The sequence below is a fragment of the Kitasatospora sp. NPDC001539 genome, from assembly GCF_040298565.1.
Classification (GTDB): Bacteria; Actinomycetota; Actinomycetes; order Streptomycetales; family Streptomycetaceae; genus Kitasatospora.
Genome location: NZ_JBEPAK010000196.1, coordinates 1 through 13,304 on the forward strand (window position 1 = coordinate 1; position 13,304 = coordinate 13,304).

The following is a 13,304-nucleotide window of genomic DNA, read 5'->3' on the forward strand; positions in this document are numbered from 1 at the left end:
CGGCTACCTGGGGTCGGGGCGGGTCTACTCCCGGGGGGGAGGGGGGTAGGGCCGGAAGCCCCCCGGGCCGGGGCGGGGGGAGCACCCCGCCGCCCGGGCCGTCGTGGTGTCACCCGCGCGTCAGCGGCGGTCGATGCCCGTCGTCCTGGCCGCACGTGGTAGCGGCGTCCGGGCGCGGCGCCGGCGCCGGGAAATACCGGGAGCCCGGCACCCGACCTTGGCTAGTCTCGGCGCCATGACCTGGCTGCCTGCTGACTTCGTCCATCCCGTCCACGTTCCGCTGCTCGACGCCGAGTACCACCTGAGGCCGATCAGGGAGACCGACACCGCCCTCGACTACCCGGCCGTGATGGGCTCGCGCGAGCGGCTGTGGAGCATCTACGGCCCGGCCTGGGGCTGGCCGCAGGAGACCATGACCTTCGAGGAGGACCGGATCGACCTGGCGCGGCACGAGCGGGAGATAGCCGCCCACCAGTCCTTCAACTACGTCCTGCTGGACCGCGCCGAGACGGCCGTCCTCGGCTGCGTCTACATCGATCCGCCGGAGCGGACCGGGGCCGACGGCGAGATCTCCTGGTGGGTGGTGGACGACCTGGTCGGCAGTGAGGTGGAGGAGGCACTGGACGCCCTGGTGCCGCAGTGGATCGCCACCGACTGGCCTTTCCGCACGCCGCGTTACCTGGGGCGCGACATCTCCTGGCAGGACTGGATGGCCCTGCCGGCGGCCTCAGCCCCGGCCGCCTGAGCCCGGTTGCCGAACCCCGGCCGGGTTTCATTCGGCCGGGGACGTGGCAACGCGAACGGGGCCCGGCGCCCGTGAAGGCACCGGACCCCGTCCGACAGTGGAGCGCCAGGCCCGGGTTGCACGGACTCTTCCTACTGAAAGTAGGACGTGCTCTGGTAGCACCGCTGACGCCTGACGAGGAATCATCTCCCTCGCGACGAGAAGAATATTAGCAGCTCAGCACCCCTGCGGCGAACCGGGGCGGTGGGCCGCCCGAAGGGCCGCGCTGCCGTCGGTGCTGCGCGGGGGGAAGCGGTCGGGCCGGCCCCGCCGGGCGGCCCCGAAATCGGTTGCCGGGGCGCCCGGACGCGGTGATCATCGTGCGATGGGAACCAGCATCAGACGGGTACGGACCGACGAGTGGGAGCGGGTCAAGGCGATCAGGTTGGACTCCCTCCGGGATCCGGTCGCCGGCATCGCCTTCCTGGACACGTACGAGAAGGCCGCCGCCAGGCCGGACGGGTTCTGGCAGGACCGCACCGAGGGCGCGGCCGAGAGCGACTCCGTGCGGCAGCTCGTCGCGGAGGCGGAGGACGGCCGCTGGCTCGGCAGCATCACCGTGCTGGTCGAGCGGCCGGGTGGGCAGGGGGCCGTCGGCGGCGACGTCATCGAGGTCCCGCAGACGCAGCTCGTGGCCTTCTACGTCCGCCCCGAGGCACGCGGCACCGGCCTGGCCCACGAACTCGTCCGGGCCGCGCAGGAGTGGTCGTGGTCGCTCACCGAGCCCCGCGTCGAGCGGGTGCGGCTGTTCGTCCACGAGGACAACGCACGCGCCCGGGCGATGTACCTGCGCGCCGGTTTCGAGCCCTCGGGTGCGTCGGTGCCGGTGCCCGGCGACGAGACGCGCCGGGAGCTCGAACTGGCGGTCTCCCGCGGCTGACCGGCGTCCGGCGTCGTCCCGCGGAGCCCGTCGGGCTCGGGGGCCGACGCCGGACGCGGACCCGGCCGAGCCGCTACCGGAAGTCCTCCGCGTGGTCCCGGGCCCACGAGCGGAAGCTGCGCGCCGGGCGGCCGAGCACCTCCCGGACGGTGTCCGTCACCCGCTCCGGCTCGCGGGTGAACGATTCCCAGGCCCGCAACCGGGCGTCCACGAACGCCGGGTTCCCCCAGGCCTCGGTGAGTTGCGCGCGGGCCGTCTCCGGTTCCAGTTCCTCCCAGCGCACCTCGGTGCCGGTCTCCTCGCCGATGATCCGCGCGAGGTCGGCCTGGGCGATCGACTCGGGGCCGGTGATCACGTACTTGGCGCCGTCGTGGCCCTTCTCGGTGAGCGCCGCGACGGCCACGTCCGCGATGTCCCGCTCGTGGATCAGCGAGCGGCGCGCCGCGCCGTACGGCCAGCGGACGACGCCCTGGCGCACCTGGTCGGCCCAGTGGAGCGTGTTGCCCGCGAAGTCGATGGCCCGGACGAAGGTCCAGCGCAGGCCGGACTTGCGGATCAGCCGCTCGACCTCCTGGTGGTGGACCACGGGCTGCTCGTCGTCCGCGAGATCGGCCACGTCCGTCGACAGGTAGACGACGTGCTCGGCGTGTTCCGCGATCAGCTCCACGACCCGCGGCTGCACGGGGATCGCGGGCCACATCAGGTAGACGCTCGCCACCCCGCCGCTCAGCGCGGCCACCAGGCTCTCCGGCGCGGCCAGGTCACCCCGTACCACCTCCACCCCCGGAGGCAGTGCCGCCGACGCGCCGTCCCGCACCAGGGCCCGTACCGCGTAACCGCGTTCGGCCAGCCCGGCCACCACGTGCCTGCCCACACTGCCGTTCGCGCCGATCACCAGAATCCTGTCCATGCCGGTCCGAACACCTGGCGGGGCCGCCCTATGCCCGATGGCTGACGGCTGGTCACGTGCTCGACCGGCCCCTCCGCGCGACGGCCCGACCGGGCCGGGGCGGTGGAGCCGGCCGCCCGATCCGGCCGCCCGATCCGCGCGCCCCTGTCCACGCGCCCTGTCCACGCGCCCGGTCCACGCGCCCGGTCCGCGCGCCCGAGCCGTGCCGCGTCAGCCCGTCACGCGCACCACGTACTTGCCGGTGGCCCGGCCCTCCTGCATCGCGTCGTGCGCGGCCGGTACGGCCTCCAGGCCCGGCAGTTCGGTGAGCGGGATGCTCAGGCCGCTGTTCGCCTGGAGGTCGAGGGCGGTGCGGATGGCACGGGCGAGGCGTTCGGGGGCGGTGGCGGCGAGGAAGCGGTGGCTGAAGCCGGTGACGGAGAGGTTTCCGGCCATCAGGCGTCCGAGCGGGGGCAGGTCGTCGACGGCGCCGCCGCCCGCGTTGCCGAACAGGACGATCCGGCCGCCGGGTGCGGTGACGTCGAGGTCGAGCTCCAGCGCGGCGGTGCCCAACGGGTCCAGCACCAGGTCGACGCCCCGACCGCCGGTGGCGGTGCGGATGGCGTCGGCGAGCTCCGCGTCGCGGGCGAAGACGTGGTCGTAGCCCTGCCCGGCCGCGCTCGCCGCCTTCTCCGGGCGTCCGACCGTGCCGATCAGCGTGCCGCCGCCACCGAGCAGCGGGACCAGCTGGGCGATCGCGCTGCCGATGCCGCCGCCGGCCGAGTGCACCAGGACGGTGTCCCCGGTGGTCAGCCGGCCCGCGTCGGTCAGCAGCAGGACGGCGGTCGCGAGGCCGAGCGGGGCGGCCGCCGCGGCGCCGAGTGCGAGGCCGTCCGGGACCGGAACCGTGAGCACGGCCTCGGCGACGACCACCTCGGCCAGTCCGCCGCCGACCGGCGCGGCCGCCACCCGGTCGCCGACCGCGAGGCCGGTGACGCCCTCGCCGAGCTCCCGGACCGTCCCGGCCACCTCCTTGCCCGGCCGGTACGGCCACCCGGAGGCGTAGGCGGCGTCGCCGCGGCGGGTCATCACGTCCACGAAGTTCAGCCCGGCCCAGGCGACGTCGATCGACACCTGGCCGGGGCCGGGGTGCGGTGTCCCGATCTCCTGGACCTCGGAGTTCTCGGCTCCTCCGGGTGCGGTCATCACCAGTGCGCGCACGGTCGTGCCCCCTCGACTACGATGTTCGACGAACGGCGAAACTGCCGTCGGTGCCATTGCTACCACGCACTTTCGACGGATGTCGAACATCGCAGATGGGAGGTTGGTCATGCCTCGCAGTACCCGCCGTCGGCCGGAGCTCTCGCACCCCGCTCCCGAGGAGATCGACCTCTACGACGTCCTGCACGCGCTGTCCGACCCGACCCGGATGACCATCGTCCGGATCCTGCGCAGCGAACCGGAACGGGCCTGCGGCACCTTCCCGGTGGACGTCGCGCCCTCCACCCTCAGCCACCACTTCAAGGTGCTGCGCGAGTCCGGCGTGATCACCCAGCGCGAGGAGGCCAACCGCCGGTTCTCCGCGCTGCGCGTGGTCGACCTGGAGCGGCGCTTCCCGGGGCTGCTCGACACGGTCCTCGCCGCGCTCGCCCGCAACGACGGGGCCGCACAAGGGGCGTGAGCCCGGCCGCGAGGGGGCCGCACAAGGGGCGTGAGCCCGGCCGCGAGGGGGACGGGATCAGCGCAGCCGCGAGGAGGAGAGGATCGACGCCAGGTGCGCCACCACCATCCCCCAGGTGATCACCGTGATCCCGGCGAGCGCCGCCCGCGTCGCGCCGAGGTGGCCCAGCCCGGCGTCGACCGCGGCCGCCGCCAGCAGCACCAGGGAGGCCTCGATGCCGTTCGTCACCCGGTGGATCTTGAATATCGAGGCGAGCCGGCGGGCCGTCGCGATGCCCTGGGACCGCGGCTGGGTGGACTCCTCGTCCGCCGGCGGCCGTCCGCTGCGCGCGCGGGCCACGTCCACCAGGTCCGTCGAGGCCTTCAGCAGCACCACGCCCAGCGCGGCGGCCAGGCCCGCCGACACCCACAGCTCCGACCCGCCGCGGGCCGCCCGCACACCCGCACCGATCATCAGCGCGGCGTCCGCCAGGTAGGCGCCGAGCCGGTCCACGTACACTCCGGCCATGCTGAACTGGCGCTTCCAGCGGGCCACTTCGCCATCGACGCAGTCGAAGAGCAGGAACAGCTGGAACAGCACCGCCGCCAGCACGGCCCCGGTCAGCCCGGGGATCAGCAGGGCCGCGCCGCCGCCGACCCCGCACACCACCATCACCCAGGTCAGGGTGTTCGGCGAGACCGAGGTCCGCACCAACTGCCGGGTGGTGCGCAGCGAGACCGCCCGCATGTACAGCCGGCCGGCCCAGTGCTCCCCGTTGCGGCTCTGCAGCTTGGCCTGCGGCTGGCACACCTCGCGCAGCTCGGCGAGTGCCGGAGCAGCCACCATGACGACATCCCTCCACCTGTCCCGAAACGATCACCACAGGCTACGGCCTCCGAAACGCCGCTCGGACCCGCCCCTTCCCGGGCGAAGCGGGGTGGTGGACGGGCGGGCGGAGCGCCGGTGGCGGAGGCAGCCGGGCGACGGTGACGGGGACGGCGGGAGCGGCGGTGCGGAGACCGGTGGGCCGGGGGTGAGCGGTCGAAAATCGGTGGGCGCCCCGAAGCGCCCCGGGCTAGGCTTCGCGGGCCCACCGGAACCCGAGCCCCGGGGCCGATCGCCCGTCCCGCACACCGGTCGCCGCACGCCGGTTGACGCGGTCCGAGCGGTCCGACGAGGTCCGACGCCGCCCCCGGAGCGGAACGAGGAGCGCAGAGCCATGGCGACCACCAGCGCCGCACCGCACGGCCCCGACCTGTCCCGCCTCCTGGACGACCACCGGCCGCAGGGCCCGGTGGAGACCGCCGACCTCGCCCGGGCCCGCGCCCTGGTCGGCGCCCCCGACCCGTGGGACCGGAGCACCCCGCTGCACTTCACCGCCTCCGCCCTGATCGTCCACCCGCCGACCCGCCGGGTCCTGTTGCGCTGGCACGTCCGCCAACAGGCCTGGTTGCAGGTCGGCGGCCACGGCGACCCGGGGGAGACCCTGCCGCTGGACATCGCGCTGCGCGAGGGGCTGGAGGAGACCGGCCTGACGGACCTCACGCCGTGGCCCGACGCCGCGCTCGTCCACCTCGCCGTGGTGCCCGTCCCGGCCTCGCCCGTCGAACCCGCCCACGAGCACGCCGACCTGCGTTTCCTGCTGGCCACCGGTACGCCGGACGACGCCCGCCCGGAGAACCCGGCCTCCCCGCTGGAGTGGCTGGGCATCGAGGAGGCCAGGAAGCGGACCACCGAGGAGAACCTCCGCGAGACCCTCGACCGGGCCGCCCGCCTGCTCTCCTGAGCCGGCCTCCCGCCCCGCCGCGCACCCCGCGCCGTGCCTCCGTTCCACCGTGCCCCCGCGCCGTGCCGCCGTTCCGCCGCGCCCCCGCGTCCGTCCCGTCCCTCCCCGTTCCCGCCCCGTCCGCCGGAAGGCCCCGATGCACACCGACCAGGTCCTCATCTTCGACGCCGATGACACGCTCTGGGAGAACAACGTCCTCTTCGAGCGGGTCATCGACAACTTCCTGGACTGGGCCGCCGACCCGGGCCGACGGGAGGCGGCCCGGGCCCTGCTCGACCGGATCGAGGCCGCCAACGCCGCCGCGCTCGGCTACGGCGCGACCGTCTTCCGGCAGAGCCTCGTGGACTGCCTCCGGCAGCTGCGCGCCGACCGCGCCCCCACCACCGAAGAGCTGGCCCGGATCGACGAACTGCTCGTCCCGCTGACCGACCGCGGCGCGGTCGAGCTGATCCCGGGCGTCGCCGACACCCTGGCCGCGCTCGCCGAACGCCATCACCTGCTGCTGCTCACCAAGGGCGACCAGGTCGAGCAGCGCACCAAGGTGGCGGCCTCCACGATCGACCACCACTTCCGCGGCATCCACATCGTGGCCGAGAAGACGGTCCACACCTACCGGCGGCTCGCCGCCGAGCTCGGCCTCGACCCTGGGCGGACCTGGATGATCGGCAACTCGCCCAAGTCCGACATCGCCCCCGCCCGCCGGGCCGGGCTGCGCACGGTGTTCATCCCGCACGAGCACACCTGGGTGCTGGAGCACGAGGAGATCGGCCCGGACGAGGTGACGCTGCAGCTCAAGGCCTTCCCGGAGCTGCTGGGCCACTTCTGACGGCTCCGCCGGTGCACCCCGCGGGACCGCCGGGACCCGCGGGGAACCCGCCCGGCTCCCGGGCGGGACGACGCCGGACCCGTCAGACCGCGAGGGCCGTCGCCGGGGCGGCCACCCCGCCCCGGTAGAGCCAGGCCCGCTCGGCGGCGGACCACACGCTGGTGGTCAGCAGGTAGAGCGCGGCGGCCACCGGCACCAGCACCGCGAACAGCACCGAGGCGAACGAAAGGTACGGCAGCACCGCCGCGCCCGGCTGCGGGGTGGTCTGCGCCGCCGGCGCCGCCGCCGCACGCCGCACCCGGCGGTAGTTGACGTACCCGACCGCCGCCAGCCCGGCGTACAGCAGCCCGATCACCGCGAACTGCCCGGCGCCGTGCGCGTTCCCGGCGTGCAGGCCCAGCGGCACCCCGAACAGGGTGTGGTCCAGCAGGTCGTTCGGCGTGGTGAAGAGCCGGTACATCACCGAGAAGAAGGGGATCTGCACCAGCATCGGCAGGCATCCCGCGAACGGTGACACCTGCTCCTTCCGGTACAGCTCGGCGAGCGCCTCGCGTGCCTTCTCCGGGTCCTTCTTGTGCTTCCTGTTCAGTTCGGCGACCTTCGGCGCGAGCTTCGCGCGGGCCTTCTCCCCGCGTGCCGCCGCGCGCGCCAGCGGGTGGAGGCAGAGCCGGACGGCGAGGACGAACAGGACGATCGCCAGCGCGGTCGGCAGTACGTGCGCGAAGGCGGAGACCGCGGCGTGGGCGACGGCGACGGCCGGGTCGAGAACAGCGAGAACGGACATGGTGAAGCGAGCCCTCCGGGGTCTCAGGAAACGAGTGATCGGCGGAGGACGGCCGCGAAGGTCGTACGCGCGAAGACGAAACGTACGAGGGAACCTGCGGGCAGGTGCGAGCCGCGCGCCTCGACGGCGCGGGCCCTGCGGATCTACGCGGCCGCCGGGGCCGCTCCGGGCGCCCTGGGACGTCGCCTGCCCCGGGCGTCCGGATCACGCTGCGGAAGGAACGCCGTACCGAAGGCCCGACGGCGCAGCACTCCGCTGCGCACCACCGCGGGCGCCCGTGCGCCCGACAGCCGCGCCCCGGCCAGTGCCCCCGCGACCGCTCCGGCGACCAGCACCACGGCCGCCACGGCGGCGACGGACGCCAGCGCGCCGCCCTCGGTCACCAGCTCCCCGGTCAGCACCCGGAGCAGCCCCAGCAGCATCGCGACGACGCCCATGGCCCGCTCCCTTCGGTGTGTTCCCGGTTCCTGACGTTCAGCAGGACGATCCTACGGCCTGGCGGGTTCCCGTTCCGCCGCCCGGTGCTGTAGCCAGCGGTGCTACGCGGGGCTACCGTGGATCCATGAAGACGATTACCCAGCGGGAGTTCCGGAACAACTCCGCCGCGGTGATGGACGCGGTGGAGGCGGGCGAGACCTTCCACATCACCAGGAACGGGGTCGAGGTCGCGGAGCTCCGGCCGGTGTCGGGGCGGCGCCGGCTCAGCGCGGAGGAGCTGGTGGCGCGGCACGTGAAGCTGCCGCGGGTGGACTACCAGCAGCTGCGCAAGGAGGCCGAGGAGTACTTCGGGCCCGAGGAACTGGTCGGGGACGAGGGCGACGACCCGTTCGAGCGGCCGCGTGGCTGAGCGCCGAAGGGCGTCCCGGCGGCGGCCGGCCGGGGTGCTGGACACCTGCGTGTACATCGACCTGGCGCTGCTCAACCCCGCCGACCTGCCGGCCGTGCCGGAGCTGACCGCGATCACCTTCGCCGAACTGCAGCAGGGCGTCTCGATGGCGCGGGACCCGGTCAGCCGCGCGGCCCGGCTGGAGGTGCTGGGCGCGGCGATGGCCGACTTCGACCCGCTGCCCTTCGACGCCGCGGCCGCCGCCCGCTACGGGACGCTGGTCACCCTGACCATCGCCGCCGGACGGCAGCCGCGCCCGCGCCGGATCGACCTGATGATCGCCGCCGTCGCGTCCGCCCACGGGCTGCCGCTGTACACCCGCAACGTGTCGGACTTCCGGGGCCTGGGCTCGGCGGTGGAGGTCATCGGGGTGTGAGGGCGGCCGGCGCGGCCGGCCGGTCCGGGCCGCCGGTCAGTCCAGCCGGACCGTCGTGCCCGTGGCCGCCGAGGCGCGCGCGGCCTCCAGGACGGCGAGGGCGGCCACCGCGTCGCGCGGGTCCACCGGGGGCGGGGTCCCGGGGGTGGCCAGGGCGGCGGCGATGCCGGCGTAGAAGGCCGGGTAGTCGCCCGGGTCGGTGGGCAGCGGGACCGGGGCCTCGTCGCTGCCCAGGGTGCCGTACAGCTCGGGCCGGTCGGCGCCCCACGGCCGGGTGCCGTCGGGGCGCAGGCCCGCCCGGAGGTCGGCTTCCTGGGGGTCCATGCCGTGTTTGACGTACCCGGCGGTGTCGCCGAGCACCCGGAGCCGGGGGCCGACCAGCGGGGTGATCGCGCTGGTCCACAGGTGCGAGCGGGTGCCGGAGGCGTGGGTGAGCGCGAGGAAGGCGTCGTCGTCCACCACCGCTCCGTCGCGGCGCACGTCGATCTCCGCGTACACCGTCTCGACCGGCCCGAACAGCGTCAGCGCCTGGTCCACCAGGTGGCTGCCCAGGTCGTAGAGAGTGCCGCCGACCTCGGCCGGGTCGGCCAGCTCGCGCCAGCCCGGCTTGGGCTTGGGGCGGAAGCGCTCGAAGCGGGACTCGAAGCGGTGCACCCGGCCGAGCGCGCCGCCGCGCACCAGTCGGCTCGCGGTGAGGAAGTCGCCGTCCCAGCGCCGGTTCTGGAAGACCGAGAGCAGGACGCCCCGGTCCTCGGCGAGCCGGCACAGCTCCAGCGCCTCGGCGGCCGTGGCGGCCAGCGGCTTGTCCACCACCGTGGCCAGGCCCGCCTCCAGGGCGGTGCGGGCGAGCGGGGCGTGGGTGCGATTGGGGGAGGCGATGACGACCAGGTCCAGCGCGTCCCGGTCGGCGAGCAGCTGCTCGGGGGTGTCGACGGCGCGGGCGTCGGGGTGTTCGCGCCGCAACTGCTCGCGGCGCTCCGGGTTGGCGGTGACCACGGCGTCCAGCCGCAGCCCCGGCGTGGTGGCGATGAGCGGGGCGTGGAAGGCGGAGCCGGCCAGGCCGTAGCCGATCAGGCCGACGCGCAGCGGCCGGTCGGGCAGGAGGCGGGAGGTCTGCGGGTTCATGCCGCCTACTCAATCACGAGGCGCCCGGTTGCTCCCGGTTTCCGCCGGGCGGCCACCGCGTCCGCCGGGTGGGACGTACTGCCGTCGGCCAGACGTGCGGATTAGGCTGTGCCGCGTCAGGGCCCACGCACGACGCAAGACGTTGCAACACTTCGGGAGACACGCACGTGGCAGACCGCAAGCCCATCGAGTCCTGGCTGACCGACATGGACGGCGTCCTCATCCACGAGGGCACGCCGATCCCCGGCGCGGAGGAGTTCCTGCGCAGGCTGCGGGAGTCCGGCAAGCCCTTCCTGGTCCTCACCAACAACTCGATCTACACCCCGCGCGACCTCAGCGCCCGGCTGGCCGGGATGGGCCTGGAGGTGCCGGAGGAGTGCATCTGGACCTCCGCCCTGGCCACCGCGAAGTTCCTCGCGGGCCAGCGCCCGAACGGCACCGCCTACGTGATCGGCGAGGCCGGGCTCACCACCGCGCTGTACCAGGCCGGTTACGTCCTCACCGACAACAACCCCGACTACGTGGTCCTCGGCGAGACCAGGACCTACTCCTTCGAGGCGCTCACCAAGGCGATCCGCCTGATCAACCAGGGCGCCCGGTTCATCTGCACCAACCCGGACGAGACCGGCCCCTCCACGGAGGGCGTGCTGCCGGCCACCGGCTCGGTCGCGGCCCTGATCACCAAGGCGACCGGCGTCGACCCGTACTTCGTCGGCAAGCCGAACCCGCTGATGATGCGCGAGGCGCTGAACACCGCCGGCGCCCACTCGGAGACCGCCGTGATGATCGGCGACCGGATGGACACCGACATCGTCGCGGGCATGGAGGCCGGCATGGAGACCATCCTGGTGCTCACCGGGCTGACCTCCGCCGTCGACATCGAGCGCTTCCCGTACCGGCCGACCCGGGTGGTCAAGTCGATCGCGGACCTGGTCGACCTGGTCTAGCCTCTGCGGTGCTGTCGCGAGCCCCGTCCCGGCCGTGCGCCGGGGCGGGGCCGCTGCGTTGCGCGGGTCGTGGTCGTGGTCGTGGTCGAGCTCGTGGTCGTGGTCGTGGTCGTGGTCGCGGGGTGGGAGGCAGGCGCGGATGGGTACGGCGGGGGAGGCGCAGGGGGCGGGAGAGAAGCGGGTCACCTGGGCGGAGCTCTACTTCGACCTGGTGTTCGTCTTCGCGATCACCCAGGTCTCCGGGCTGCTGCACCACCAGCACGACCCCACCGGCCTGGTCCGGGCGCTGGTGGTGTTCGTGCCGGTGTACTGGTGCTGGGTCGGCACCACCGTGCAGGCCAACATCCGGGACGTGGACAACCCGCGTGACCGCCTGGGCATCCTGCTGGTCGGCCTGGCCGGGCTGTTCATGGCGCTCGCCATCCCGGGCGCGTACGGCCGGCGGGGACTGCTGCTGGGCGCCGCCTACTGGCTGGCCCGGGTGGTGCTGCTGCTCCTGCTGGTCCGCATCCCCGGTGTCTGGCGCGGCCCGTACGGGGTGGGCGTGCTGGTCAGCGGGCCGTTGCTGCTGGTCGGCGGACTGCTGCCGGACGGGCCGCGGCCGGCGCTGTGGGCGGTGGCCGCGTGCTGCGACCTCGCCGCGCCGCTGGTGTTCCGGCGGCGGCTCGCGCAGGTGGCGTACCACCCGGCGCACATGCCGGAGCGGTTCGGGCTGTTCCTGCTGGTGGCGCTCGGCGAGTCGATCGTCGGGATCGGCGCCCCGGCCGCCGCCGCCCGACTGGACGCGGCAGAACTCGCCGCCGTCGCCGCGGCGTTCACCATCTCGGCGGGCCTGTGGTGGCAGTACTTCGTGTTCGCGGCCGACGCGATGCGGCACGCCGTCGAGGTGACCGACTCGCGGCGGGACGTCGTGCGGCGGATCTTCCAGTACGGGCACCTGGCGCTGGCTGCCGGGGTGATCGCGGTCGCGGTCGGCTTCGCGGAGACGGTCGCCGGGCCCCGGCAGGCGCTCGGCGGCGGGTCGGTGGCGCTGCTGTACGGGGGCTGCGCGCTCTACCTGCTGACCTTCGGCTACACCCGGTGGATGATGTTCCGTCAGGTCTCGACCACCCGGATCCTTGCGGCGGTGGTGGTGCTGGGCCTGCTGCCCGCGGTGGTGCGGCTGCCGGCGCTGGCGGTGCTGGGGACGCTGGCGGGGCTGCTGGTGGTCCTCAACGCGGTGGAGCACGCCCGGGTGGTGCGGGCCGCGGCCGCTGCTCCGCGCACAGCTCCCGCTGCGGGCCCGGCCGGCGCTGCGGACGCCGGTCCGGCCGCGGGTCCGGCCGCGGGCCCGGTCGGCGCGGCGGCCGCGGGCTCGGACGCCGCTGCGGCGGGTGCTCCGGACCGCCGGGCTGCTTCCGTGGAGTGAGCTGTCAGTGGGGCTGTGTAGCGTTCGGTGTGTAAGAGGGCAGGCGGCGCGGCAGCCGCGGTGTGGGAGGTAGAAGTCGTGACGGACACGGTCGAGGCGGACACGGTCGGGGCGGGCGTGGTCGAGGCCGGCGCTGGTGGCGGGCTGGAGCTGCCCGAGTCCTGGCGCGGGGTGCTCGGCGCCGAGACGGAGAAGCCGTACTTCGCGGCGCTGGAGGCCTTCGTGGCGGCCGAGCGCGCGCAGCACCAGGTGTTCCCGCCGAGCGGCCAGGAGTTCGCCGCGCTGGAGGCCACCCCGTACGAGAAGGTCCGGGTGCTCGTCCTCGGCCAGGACCCGTACCACGACGACGGCCAGGCGCACGGGATGAGCTTCTCGGTGCTGCCCGGGACGAGGACGCCCCCCTCGCTGCGCAACATCTTCAAGGAGCTGCACGCCGACCTCGGCGTCCCGACGCCGGACAACGGCTACCTGATGCACTGGGCGGAGCAGGGCGTGCTGCTGCTCAACGCGGTGCTCACGGTCCGCGCCCACGAGGCCAACTCGCACAAGGCGAAGGGCTGGGAGAAGTTCACCGACGCGGTGATCAAGGCGGTGAGCGCGCGTGAGGAGCCGGTGGTCTTCGTGCTGTGGGGCAACTACGCCAAGAAGAAGCTGCCGCTGATCGACACCTCCAGGCACGTGGTGGTGCAGGGCGCGCACCCGTCGCCGCTGTCCGCCAAGCTGTTCTTCGGCAGCCGGCCGTTCTCGCAGATCAACGCGGCACTGGAAGGCTTCGGCGGTGAGCCGATCGACTGGCGGGTGCCGGACCTGAACCAGAGCTGACGCCGGGCCCGGAGCAGGGCTGACGCCGGATCCGAAGCGGGGTTGACGCCGGACCCGTGGGCCCGGGGGGCCCCCCGCGGCCCGGCCCCCGTGGCGGGGGGCGGGCGGGGGGGGGCGACAGAAGGGAAGTA

At 74.3% G+C, this 13,304-nt stretch carries 16 protein-coding genes; 10 read left to right on the forward strand and 6 right to left on the reverse strand.

Annotated elements, in window-relative coordinates; genetic code table 11:
- Positions 1 to 235: 235 nt before the first annotated feature.
- Entirely contained in the window at positions 236 to 745 is a 510-nt protein-coding gene (locus tag ABT247_RS25195; RefSeq protein ID WP_350746153.1) for a GNAT family N-acetyltransferase, read from the forward strand.
- A 364-nt stretch (positions 746 to 1,109) separates the two neighbouring features.
- The gene (locus ABT247_RS25200; RefSeq protein WP_350746156.1) at positions 1,110 to 1,664 is read left to right on the forward strand and encodes a GNAT family N-acetyltransferase; all 555 of its coding nucleotides are present in this window, start codon (positions 1,110 to 1,112) and stop codon (positions 1,662 to 1,664) included.
- Between the two features lie 73 nt (positions 1,665 to 1,737).
- Here the strand turns inward: ABT247_RS25200 and ABT247_RS25205 are convergent, their stop codons facing one another.
- Together ABT247_RS25205 and ABT247_RS25210 are read right to left on the reverse strand one after the other, a co-directional pair.
- Entirely contained in the window at positions 1,738 to 2,574 is an 837-nt protein-coding gene (locus ABT247_RS25205) for an NmrA family NAD(P)-binding protein (protein ID WP_350746159.1), read from the reverse strand.
- A 210-nt stretch (positions 2,575 to 2,784) separates the two neighbouring features.
- Positions 2,785 to 3,774, reverse strand: coding sequence for a quinone oxidoreductase family protein (locus tag ABT247_RS25210; protein WP_350746162.1), 990 nt, complete (start codon positions 3,772 to 3,774; stop codon positions 2,785 to 2,787).
- Between the two features lie 109 nt (positions 3,775 to 3,883).
- Between ABT247_RS25210 and ABT247_RS25215 the strand changes: the two genes are divergently transcribed.
- Positions 3,884 to 4,234, forward strand: coding sequence for an ArsR/SmtB family transcription factor (locus tag ABT247_RS25215; RefSeq protein WP_350746165.1), 351 nt, complete (start codon positions 3,884 to 3,886; stop codon positions 4,232 to 4,234).
- A 57-nt stretch (positions 4,235 to 4,291) separates the two neighbouring features.
- On the opposite strand, the gene ABT247_RS25220 is transcribed toward ABT247_RS25215, so the two are convergent.
- Complete coding sequence (locus tag ABT247_RS25220; protein WP_350746168.1) at positions 4,292 to 5,059, reverse strand: CDP-alcohol phosphatidyltransferase family protein; 768 nt, start codon at positions 5,057 to 5,059, stop codon at positions 4,292 to 4,294.
- Positions 5,060 to 5,432: 373 nt separating this feature from the next.
- On the opposite strand from ABT247_RS25220, the gene ABT247_RS25225 reads away from it, so the two are divergent.
- Both ABT247_RS25225 and ABT247_RS25230 read left to right on the forward strand, forming a co-directional pair.
- A complete protein-coding gene (locus tag ABT247_RS25225) occupies positions 5,433 to 5,999 on the forward strand; it encodes an NUDIX hydrolase (protein WP_350746171.1) in 567 nt (188 codons plus the stop codon).
- A gap of 136 nt (positions 6,000 to 6,135) precedes the next feature.
- Positions 6,136 to 6,825, forward strand: coding sequence for an HAD family hydrolase (locus ABT247_RS25230; protein WP_350746174.1), 690 nt, complete (start codon positions 6,136 to 6,138; stop codon positions 6,823 to 6,825).
- An 82-nt stretch (positions 6,826 to 6,907) separates the two neighbouring features.
- On the opposite strand, the gene ABT247_RS25235 is transcribed toward ABT247_RS25230, so the two are convergent.
- Positions 6,908 to 7,609 (reverse strand): YidC/Oxa1 family membrane protein insertase, encoded by a 702-nt coding sequence (locus ABT247_RS25235; protein WP_350746176.1) that lies wholly within the window; start codon positions 7,607 to 7,609, stop codon positions 6,908 to 6,910.
- A gap of 143 nt (positions 7,610 to 7,752) precedes the next feature.
- Positions 7,753 to 8,046 (reverse strand): DUF6412 domain-containing protein, encoded by a 294-nt coding sequence (locus ABT247_RS25240; protein ID WP_350746179.1) that lies wholly within the window; start codon positions 8,044 to 8,046, stop codon positions 7,753 to 7,755.
- A 125-nt stretch (positions 8,047 to 8,171) separates the two neighbouring features.
- Between ABT247_RS25240 and ABT247_RS25245 the strand changes: the two genes are divergently transcribed.
- Positions 8,172 to 8,456 carry a type II toxin-antitoxin system Phd/YefM family antitoxin gene (locus ABT247_RS25245; protein ID WP_350746182.1) on the forward strand — a complete coding sequence of 95 codons (285 nt, stop codon included), beginning with the start codon at positions 8,172 to 8,174 and terminating at the stop codon, positions 8,454 to 8,456.
- Positions 8,449 to 8,871 (forward strand): type II toxin-antitoxin system VapC family toxin, encoded by a 423-nt coding sequence (locus tag ABT247_RS25250; RefSeq protein WP_350746185.1) that lies wholly within the window; start codon positions 8,449 to 8,451, stop codon positions 8,869 to 8,871. The genes ABT247_RS25245 and ABT247_RS25250 overlap by 8 nt, the downstream gene beginning before the upstream one ends.
- 36 nt (positions 8,872 to 8,907) lie before the next feature.
- Here the strand turns inward: ABT247_RS25250 and ABT247_RS25255 are convergent, their stop codons facing one another.
- Positions 8,908 to 9,996, reverse strand: coding sequence for a Gfo/Idh/MocA family oxidoreductase (locus ABT247_RS25255; RefSeq protein WP_350746188.1), 1,089 nt, complete (start codon positions 9,994 to 9,996; stop codon positions 8,908 to 8,910).
- A gap of 167 nt (positions 9,997 to 10,163) precedes the next feature.
- Between ABT247_RS25255 and ABT247_RS25260 the strand changes: the two genes are divergently transcribed.
- The 3 genes from ABT247_RS25260 to ABT247_RS25270 all read left to right on the forward strand — a co-directional run bounded on the left by ABT247_RS25260 (position 10,164) and on the right by ABT247_RS25270 (position 13,173).
- Positions 10,164 to 10,943, forward strand: a complete 780-nt coding sequence (locus tag ABT247_RS25260; RefSeq protein ID WP_350746191.1) for an HAD-IIA family hydrolase — start codon at positions 10,164 to 10,166, stop codon at positions 10,941 to 10,943.
- 139 nt (positions 10,944 to 11,082) lie between these two features.
- Positions 11,083 to 12,351, forward strand: coding sequence for a low temperature requirement protein A (locus ABT247_RS25265; protein WP_350746194.1), 1,269 nt, complete (start codon positions 11,083 to 11,085; stop codon positions 12,349 to 12,351).
- Positions 12,352 to 12,495: 144 nt separating this feature from the next.
- Positions 12,496 to 13,173 carry a uracil-DNA glycosylase gene (locus ABT247_RS25270; protein WP_350746197.1) on the forward strand — a complete coding sequence of 226 codons (678 nt, stop codon included), beginning with the start codon at positions 12,496 to 12,498 and terminating at the stop codon, positions 13,171 to 13,173.
- The last annotated feature ends 131 nt before the right edge of the window (positions 13,174 to 13,304 follow it).

What these genes read in the sequence shown, in the direction of transcription:
- ABT247_RS25195 (WP_350746153.1), top strand. Translation starts at nt 236, where the DNA reads ATGACCTGGCTGCCTGCTGACTTCGTCCATCCCGTCCACGTTCCGCTG.
- ABT247_RS25200 (WP_350746156.1), top strand. Translation starts at nt 1,110, where the DNA reads ATGGGAACCAGCATCAGACGGGTACGGACCGACGAGTGGGAGCGGGTC.
- ABT247_RS25205 (WP_350746159.1), bottom strand. Translation starts at nt 2,574, where the DNA reads ATGGACAGGATTCTGGTGATCGGCGCGAACGGCAGTGTGGGCAGGCAC.
- ABT247_RS25215 (WP_350746165.1), top strand. Translation starts at nt 3,884, where the DNA reads ATGCCTCGCAGTACCCGCCGTCGGCCGGAGCTCTCGCACCCCGCTCCC.
- ABT247_RS25220 (WP_350746168.1), bottom strand. Translation starts at nt 5,059, where the DNA reads ATGGTGGCTGCTCCGGCACTCGCCGAGCTGCGCGAGGTGTGCCAGCCG.
- ABT247_RS25225 (WP_350746171.1), top strand. Translation starts at nt 5,433, where the DNA reads ATGGCGACCACCAGCGCCGCACCGCACGGCCCCGACCTGTCCCGCCTC.
- ABT247_RS25230 (WP_350746174.1), top strand. Translation starts at nt 6,136, where the DNA reads ATGCACACCGACCAGGTCCTCATCTTCGACGCCGATGACACGCTCTGG.
- ABT247_RS25235 (WP_350746176.1), bottom strand. Translation starts at nt 7,609, where the DNA reads ATGTCCGTTCTCGCTGTTCTCGACCCGGCCGTCGCCGTCGCCCACGCC.
- ABT247_RS25240 (WP_350746179.1), bottom strand. Translation starts at nt 8,046, where the DNA reads ATGGGCGTCGTCGCGATGCTGCTGGGGCTGCTCCGGGTGCTGACCGGG.
- ABT247_RS25245 (WP_350746182.1), top strand. Translation starts at nt 8,172, where the DNA reads ATGAAGACGATTACCCAGCGGGAGTTCCGGAACAACTCCGCCGCGGTG.
- ABT247_RS25255 (WP_350746188.1), bottom strand. Translation starts at nt 9,996, where the DNA reads ATGAACCCGCAGACCTCCCGCCTCCTGCCCGACCGGCCGCTGCGCGTC.
- ABT247_RS25265 (WP_350746194.1), top strand. Translation starts at nt 11,083, where the DNA reads ATGGGTACGGCGGGGGAGGCGCAGGGGGCGGGAGAGAAGCGGGTCACC.